This window comes from Qipengyuania sp. (assembly GCF_042095715.1).
Classification (GTDB): Bacteria; Pseudomonadota; Alphaproteobacteria; order Sphingomonadales; family Sphingomonadaceae; genus Qipengyuania.
In genome coordinates, this window is the sequence record NZ_JBELMO010000027.1 from 24,346 (window position 1) to 31,306 (window position 6,961).

Consider the following 6,961-nt stretch of genomic DNA (forward strand, 5'->3'; position numbering starts at 1 on the left):
CGAGGAACCGAAATGGCGAAGCCGGAACTCAAGGACACCTATCCGCTCTACCTCAACAACAAGGCCGCGCAGCCTAACACCGATCTGGAAGTGACGGACAAGTTCACGGGCGAGGTGGTCTTTCGCACCGCGCTGGCGACGCCGGAGATCATCGACGAGGCGATCGCGGGGGCGGTGCGCGCGGCGGAGCCGATGGCCAGGCTCGCCAGCTATCAGCGCCAGGATGTGCTCCAGCACTGCGTGGACCGGTTCACCGAGCGGTTCGACGAGCTTGCCTATGCGCTGTGCGTCGAAGCCGGAAAGCCGATCAAGGATTCCGAAGGCGAGGTCACCCGCCTGATCGACACTTTCCGCATCGCCGCCGAGGAAGCCGTGCGCATGTACGGTGAAGTTCAGCCGCTCGATATCTCCAAGCGCGCCGATGGCTATATGGGCATCTGGAAGCGCTATCCGGTCGGGCCGTGCAGCTTCATCAGCCCGTTCAACTTCCCGCTCAACCTCGCCGCGCACAAGATCGCGCCCGCCATCGCGGTCGGCTGCCCCTTCGTGATGAAGCCCGCCAGCAAGACGCCGCTGGGCGCGCTGATCATGGGGGAGGTTCTGGCCGAATGCGATGTCCTGCCCGAAGGGGCATTTTCCATCCTGCCCGCCAGCCGCGACGGGGCGGATTTGTTTACCGAGGACGAGCGGTTGAAGCTGCTCAGCTTCACCGGCTCGCCAGCGGTGGGCTGGGATCTGAAGGCCAAGGCGGGCAAGAAGAAGGTGGTGCTGGAACTGGGCGGCAACGCGGCGGTCATCATCGACAAGGATGCCGACCTGGAGGACGCGCTGGAGCGGACCATCTTCGGCGCCTTCTACCAGAGCGGGCAGAGCTGCATCGGGGTGCAGCGGATCATCATCCACGCCGATGTCTACGACCGATTCAAGCAGATGCTGGTCGAGAAGACCAGCTCCCTCGTCGCGGGCGATCCCAAGGATCGCGATACCTTCATCGGACCGATGATCTCCGAAAAGGAGGCGACCCGGCTCAAGGGCTGGATCGATGAGGCGATCGAGGGCGGTGCCACACTCTTGACCGGTGGCAAGCTGGACGGCGCGATGTTGGAAGCGACACTGCTTGAAGGCGTGGACAAGAATGCGAAGGCGATGAACGAGGAGGCCTTCGGCCCGCTCGCCATTCTCCAGACGTTCGACAGCTTCGACGATGCGCTGGCGGAGGTGAACCGTTCGACCTTCGGCCTGCAGGCCGGCATCTTCACCCGCGACCTGTTCCAGATGTTCGATGCCTGGGACCGGCTGGAAGTGGGGGGCATCGTGATTAACGACGTGCCCAGCTACCGGGTGGACAATATGCCCTATGGCGGCGTGAAAGACTCAGGGCTGGGTCGCGAGGGGATTCGCTTCGCGATGGAGGATATGAGCGAGATTCGAAATTTGATCATCCGGCGAAAATGAGCGGAGGATCAGAACGAGCGTTGTTTGCAAACGCAAAAATTCCAACGCTGCACGTGCAAAAAAAACTTTCTTACAGTTAACGAGTTATTGACGACTCTTTTAACCCGTAATAATTTCAAGCCTTCGGGGGCGGTGTCTGCACGAGGGGTGCGGAGAGCTTGGCCTTCCCGGGGGGTTACATATGAAAATGAAGATGGCACTGCTCGTCGCCACGGCATTCGCAGTGGCGGCGCCCGCGCACGCAGCCCAGACGCTCAAATGGGCGCATTGGTACGACAAGTCGGTCTTGGGAACCACGAACAAGTCGGGCGATCAGCTCTGCACCGCCAATTGCACCGTAGCACCCGTGTTCAATGCGTCCGGACCGGTCGTGCTTGGGTTCGAAGCGAACAACCAATATCAGAACGCGGCGCTCGGCCGTAACTTCGTTCCCCCCGACACGATGGGCGCGGTCGGCACGACCCAGTATATGGTCACGCTGAACGGATCGATCGGCATCTACGACAAGTATACCGGCGCCGCGCTCACCCCGGTGTTCAACGACAACGCATTCTGGCAGGCTGCCGGGCTCAACGGTACGTCTGGCGATCCCCGCGTCATGTTCAACGCGCAGATGAACCGCTGGGTCACGATCGCATTCGGCTCCAACGTCAAGGATCTGCAGATCGCGGTATCTGACACGGACGATGCGCTGGGTCCGTGGAAAGCGGTTCGGTTCGAAGGCTACGGCGGCCTGCCCGGCATCGGCGGCGGTATCGCCGACTATCCGACGCTGGCGATGGACACCAACGCCATTTACATCGGAACGAACAACTTCGCCCCGACCACTCCTGGCGCGGGCGCCACGTTCAAGGGCACCACTCTGAACGTTATCCCGATCGACAGCATCTTCGCTGCCGGCGGCCCCACGGTCGCCAACATGACGCAGTTCGAGACGCCCTATCCCGGCACGTTCGAGGATCGCGGCTATGCGATCCAGGGCGTCAACAGCACCAGCGCAAGTTCCACCGGCAATGTCTTCTCGTCATCGCTCTACAACTTTGACACGCTGACCTACACGATCGACGGGCTCAGCTCGTCTTCGGCAACTGGTGCCAGCCGCGGCGACGTGGTGTACATGGGCGAGGCCGGTTACACGGGAGCCGGTGCCGGCCGCCAGCCTGCCGTCAACAATCCCGCCGCGCAGCGGGTTATCGACACGCTGGACGATCGCGTCAGCAGCAGCGTCTATGAATCGAATGGCTACATCTTCGCCGTCCACACGGTGAACCCGACCGGGGATGCGGCGGGCGATTACGCGCGCGTTCGCATTCTGGTGATGGACGCCGCCACGCAGACGCTGGTCGATCAGTACGACATCGGAACCGGGGATTATGACTACTATCAGGGCTCGCTGGCGGTAAACGCGGATGGAACGATCGTGGTCGGCTTCAACCGTTCCGGTCTCAATCCCACCGATGGCAAGATCCAGTTCAAGGCGATGGTCTTCACCGCCGATGACAATGGCCAGCTCCGTCTCCACAGCGGGGAACTGCTGCTGAAGGAAAGCCTGACCGACGAATACCATCTTGGTTCACCGGTGGGCGGGGCACCTTCAGGTCGCCAGCGCTGGGGCGATTACAGCCAGGTCTCGCTCGATCCGACCGATCCCAACCGCTTCTATCTGATCGGCCAGTGGGCGCGTGAGCCCAACAACGCCGCCAACGGCCACCCCGGCGGGACCGGCTTCCACCGGTGGAGCACCTGGGTATCCGTGGTCGATGCCGGCTTCGTGCCAGAGCCTTCGACCTGGGTGATGCTGATCCTGGGCTTCGGCATGATCGGTGGCGCGATGCGTCGCCAGCGTGCGCAGACGGTGCGTATCGCCTACGCCTGATCCGCAACGTAAACGGAAAGAAGGGGCCGAGCCGCAGCAATGCGGTTCGGCCCTTTCTTTTGCCCGGCTAGCTTTGCCCTGCTTGCTCTTGCCGGGCGCGTTACCCGGCGGGTCTGCCGATCACAGGCACCGGAAAATCTTGGCGCGTCTGCCCCGTATCAGCGTCACTTCGCGGGGGGCGGCACCTTCCGCCGCGATCGTGAGGTCCATCGTCTCCCCCTTCAGCGTTCCGTTGACGGTGACCGGCACCGTGGCGGGCGCGCTATCGCCCGGTTGCGGACCGGGCGCATATTGCTCCAGCTCTCCGGTCGCGCTGAAACGGCCGGAGCTGTCCAGCGAGACGGGGCCGAAGACCAGGCGCGAACAGGATTCCTCCAGCACACCGCGCCCGCCGTTCATCGCCAGGGCATGGCCCGGCGCGCCCCACACTTCGTCGGGCGGCGGCGCTCCGGCCCCGGCGGCAGATGCGCACCCCGTCATGACCAGGTTGAGCGCCAGAACGGCGGCGAGGCTGCGTAGGTCCACATTCGGGCTCCTGCTGTAACGCGTGGGTGCCTGCCACCATAACGCCCCCCGGCCGGATGCATAGCCCGATCAATCCGCCTCCCTCAGCAGCAGCATCCGGCACTGCACCACCAGCCGCGGCGTGGGAACCAATCGATGTTCCACCTCCACGATCGCGGCATCCGCCACCAGTTGGCCGGGTATGGAGAATTCATGTTCGCCCAGCGCCTCCACGAAACGTTCGCCTGCCGCGACCGCCTCGTCGCCCGCGAACAGCAGTGCGAGCGAATGGCTGGTGCCGGAAAAGGTGATGCTGGCCCAGGGCCGCTCACCATGCGTCAGGATCTGGCCGCGCCAGTCTCCCAGGGACATCAGCGCATCTCGCAACCGCGCCGTAGCGGTTCGGCGGGCGCTTTTCGGGGGGACGGCGGGTGCAGGATGGGGGCGGGGCGGGGCCGCCAACACGTCAGCGGACATCGGCGGACTCCTTTCCCTTCTCGTACCCTGCCATGAAGGCCTGGCATCGTGCCTCCACCACGCGCCCGGCTTCGCGCCCATCGCGCAGGTCGAACACCAGCCGCGGATCGTGCGCGGCCAGGCGGCCGAAGTGTGTAGGCGCCATGTGATGGCGGCGGAGAAAGGGTTCGATGGATCGGATCAGCATGGCACTCCTCGCTGTAAGCTGACTGCGAATCAATGTTCCTTATTTGTTCCATACGATTTCCTACTTGTCTAGGAAATTTCCTGTGATATAGGATTTTCGGATGGACGACATTCCCAAGGACGAGCGTGACGCGCGCAAGCGTCTCCAGCACATGGCGGCGGACAAGGGCTCCAGCCTGGCGGAGCTGTCTCGCGTGCTGGGGCGCAACCCCGCCTATCTCCAGCAATATGTATCGCGCGGCAGTCCGCGCCATCTCGACGAGCCGGATCTGCTCAGGATCGCGGAATTCCTCGGTATTTCGCCGCGTATCATTCGTACGCGGGAAGGGGCGCCGGCGCCGCGTGGACGCACCTTCGGCCTGAATTCGGGGGCCGGCGACACAGCGGACGATTTCCGTGATATTCCCCGCCTGCCGCTCGATGCCTCGGCTGGGCCGGGGGCTTTGGGGGCGGAGGAAATATCCTACGACACCTTTCGATTTTCCAGGAAATATCTTCGAGAGCTCGGGCTTGAGGGTGCCGACCTCACCGCCATCCGCGTGGAAGGCGACAGCATGGAGCCGCTGCTGCGCAGCGGTGACGAGATCTTTGTGGACCGCAACAAGCGCGCGGGCGAGGGAATCTTCGTGGTGCGCATCGGCGATGCCATCCATGTCAAGCAGGTGCGCGCAAGCAAGGCCGGCACCATCGCGCTCATCAGCGCCAACGAAGCCTACGCCCCGCTGGAATTGGCGCGCGAGGAGGTGGAGGTGATCGGGCGGGTGGTCTGGAAAGGCGGTCGGATCTGAATGGCGCGGGTCCGACGGCGCGGAAGCGCGCTCGGCATAGGTCCCTTAACGGCATTCTACGATGAGACCGGAAGCGGTCGTTACCCATGCGACCCCCTTTTTTGCCTTGCCGGTCTATAGCCGGGCTGTCCCAAAAGCGGTCGTCATTGGCCTTTTGCAACCAAAGCCGAAATCCTCGGTGCGCTAGGAGCGTATCATTCGATAGGGGTGAGGGGACGCAAAATTGCCTGTAGCCACCGAGTGTTTTCCGCCAAGAGGGTTCAGCTGGAGCAGCTGGGCGCTGCCGTCAGATCGCGCCAAGTTTGACTTTGGTCAGTTGCACAACAGACAACGCGCCTGCTGGAAGGGGATTGATCAGAAGGTGAGGGGCTTGTTAGACTCGGTGGACAATCGGGGTGATCTCCGTATTCGTCGATTTCGAAACCGATAATTGTCCGTACTTTACGAAGAAGTCTGCTTTTCTGTAATGTCGCAAACTGAACGGTAGACGCAAGTGTCGGCGCGCGGCGTTACAGCTATGCACGACGGGAGCGATAAGGGGCATGTCGGAAGAACCAATGGAAGACAGCCATTCCCTGGCCTTTCATGACACGCAACGCCGCCTGGAAGCGGTGTTGAACAATGCCTCGGTCGCCATCTTCCTGATGGATGATAGACAGCACTGCGCGTACATGAACCGGGCAGCCGAACATCTCACAGGTTTTACACTGGTTGAGGTACTGGCACTGAACAAGCCGTTGCACGACATTATTCATCACACGCACCCTGATGGCCGACCCTTTCCTCTGCATGAGTGCGCAATCGACCGCGCCTTCCCCGAGCATAATCAGATGCGGGGCGAGGAATGCTTCGTCCACAAGGATGGCAGCTTCTATCCAGTTGCCTACACCGCCAGCCCCATCCGTGATGACACCTCACGAACTGTTGGCACGATTATCGAAGTCCGGGATATCACGGAAGAGATCCGCGCGGCGGAGCGACAGAAACTGCTGGTCAACGAACTCAACCACCGGGTGAAAAATACACTGGCAACAGTGCAATCGGTTGCCTGGCAGACCTTCAAACAGATCGACCAAGAGGCACTTGAACGGTTCAATGGGCGCCTCGCCGTATTGTCGAGAGCTCACGACATTCTGACGGACAAGGCATGGCATGCGGGTGGTCTTGGCGCGATTGTCGCGACAGCAATCGAGCCATTCGGCGCCGACCGGTTCACCGTTCACGGGCCGGACCGTGAAATCGATCCGAAGGCTGCCGTCAGTTTGTCGATGGCACTGCACGAGCTTGGCACGAACGCGGTCAAGTACGGTTCTTTGAGCGAGACGAGCGGGCGGGTCGAAGTGTCCTGGACATGCGATGATGCCGCCGATCATCTGAACCTTGATCTTGTATGGCAGGAAACGGGCGGACCGCCGGTGTCGCCGCCCACTAGCCAAGGGTTCGGCACCCGCTTGATGGAACGACAGATGAAGCTTGAATTTGCAGGCAGCGCTGTTCTCGATTGGAACCCGGGCGGGCTGATTTGCCGAATGCACCTGCAGTTGCCCTACGCTTCAGGCCTAAAAGATCTTCATGTGCCGTCTCGGGTTGGGGGGTGAATGGAAAGGCACAAAAATTTCAAGAATCTGCGCGTTCTGTTGGTGGAAGACGAAAGCCTGGTTTCCATGCTGGCTGA

7 protein-coding genes are annotated in these 6,961 nt (G+C 61.8%); 4 read left to right on the forward strand and 3 right to left on the reverse strand.

Annotated elements, in window-relative coordinates:
* The first annotated feature begins 12 nt into the window (after positions 1–12).
* Positions 13–1,455 carry an aldehyde dehydrogenase family protein gene (locus ACFDTG_RS08305; RefSeq protein ID WP_375290562.1) on the forward strand — a complete coding sequence of 481 codons (1,443 nt, stop codon included), beginning with the start codon at positions 13–15 and terminating at the stop codon, positions 1,453–1,455.
* A 181-nt stretch (positions 1,456–1,636) separates the two neighbouring features.
* Complete coding sequence (locus ACFDTG_RS08310; protein ID WP_375290563.1) at positions 1,637–3,331, forward strand: PEPxxWA-CTERM sorting domain-containing protein; 1,695 nt, start codon at positions 1,637–1,639, stop codon at positions 3,329–3,331.
* A 120-nt stretch (positions 3,332–3,451) separates the two neighbouring features.
* On the opposite strand, the gene ACFDTG_RS08315 is transcribed toward ACFDTG_RS08310, so the two are convergent.
* The 3 genes from ACFDTG_RS08315 to ACFDTG_RS08325 form a co-directional block, all read right to left on the reverse strand.
* Positions 3,452–3,856 carry a hypothetical protein gene (locus ACFDTG_RS08315; protein ID WP_375290564.1) on the reverse strand — a complete coding sequence of 135 codons (405 nt, stop codon included), beginning with the start codon at positions 3,854–3,856 and terminating at the stop codon, positions 3,452–3,454.
* A 69-nt stretch (positions 3,857–3,925) separates the two neighbouring features.
* Complete coding sequence (locus ACFDTG_RS08320; RefSeq protein WP_375290565.1) at positions 3,926–4,207, reverse strand: hypothetical protein; 282 nt, start codon at positions 4,205–4,207, stop codon at positions 3,926–3,928.
* A 94-nt stretch (positions 4,208–4,301) separates the two neighbouring features.
* Entirely contained in the window at positions 4,302–4,499 is a 198-nt protein-coding gene (locus tag ACFDTG_RS08325; protein ID WP_375290566.1) for a hypothetical protein, read from the reverse strand.
* Positions 4,500–4,599: 100 nt separating this feature from the next.
* Between ACFDTG_RS08325 and ACFDTG_RS08330 the strand changes: the two genes are divergently transcribed.
* Together ACFDTG_RS08330 and ACFDTG_RS08335 are read left to right on the forward strand one after the other, a co-directional pair.
* Positions 4,600–5,286 carry a S24 family peptidase gene (locus tag ACFDTG_RS08330; RefSeq protein ID WP_375290567.1) on the forward strand — a complete coding sequence of 229 codons (687 nt, stop codon included), beginning with the start codon at positions 4,600–4,602 and terminating at the stop codon, positions 5,284–5,286.
* Positions 5,287–5,828: 542 nt separating this feature from the next.
* The gene (locus ACFDTG_RS08335; RefSeq protein ID WP_375290568.1) at positions 5,829–6,884 is read left to right on the forward strand and encodes a sensor histidine kinase; all 1,056 of its coding nucleotides are present in this window, start codon (positions 5,829–5,831) and stop codon (positions 6,882–6,884) included.
* Positions 6,885–6,961 lie beyond the last annotated feature (77 nt).

Bases quoted from the DNA above. Each gene is read 5' to 3' on its own strand.
- ACFDTG_RS08305 (WP_375290562.1), top strand. From the start codon at position 13: ATGGCGAAGCCGGAACTCAAGGACACCTATCCGCTCTACCTCAACAAC.
- ACFDTG_RS08310 (WP_375290563.1), top strand. From the start codon at position 1,637: ATGAAAATGAAGATGGCACTGCTCGTCGCCACGGCATTCGCAGTGGCG.
- ACFDTG_RS08320 (WP_375290565.1), bottom strand. From the start codon at position 4,207: ATGTCCCTGGGAGACTGGCGCGGCCAGATCCTGACGCATGGTGAGCGG.
- ACFDTG_RS08325 (WP_375290566.1), bottom strand. From the start codon at position 4,499: ATGCTGATCCGATCCATCGAACCCTTTCTCCGCCGCCATCACATGGCG.
- ACFDTG_RS08330 (WP_375290567.1), top strand. From the start codon at position 4,600: ATGGACGACATTCCCAAGGACGAGCGTGACGCGCGCAAGCGTCTCCAG.
- ACFDTG_RS08335 (WP_375290568.1), top strand. From the start codon at position 5,829: ATGTCGGAAGAACCAATGGAAGACAGCCATTCCCTGGCCTTTCATGAC.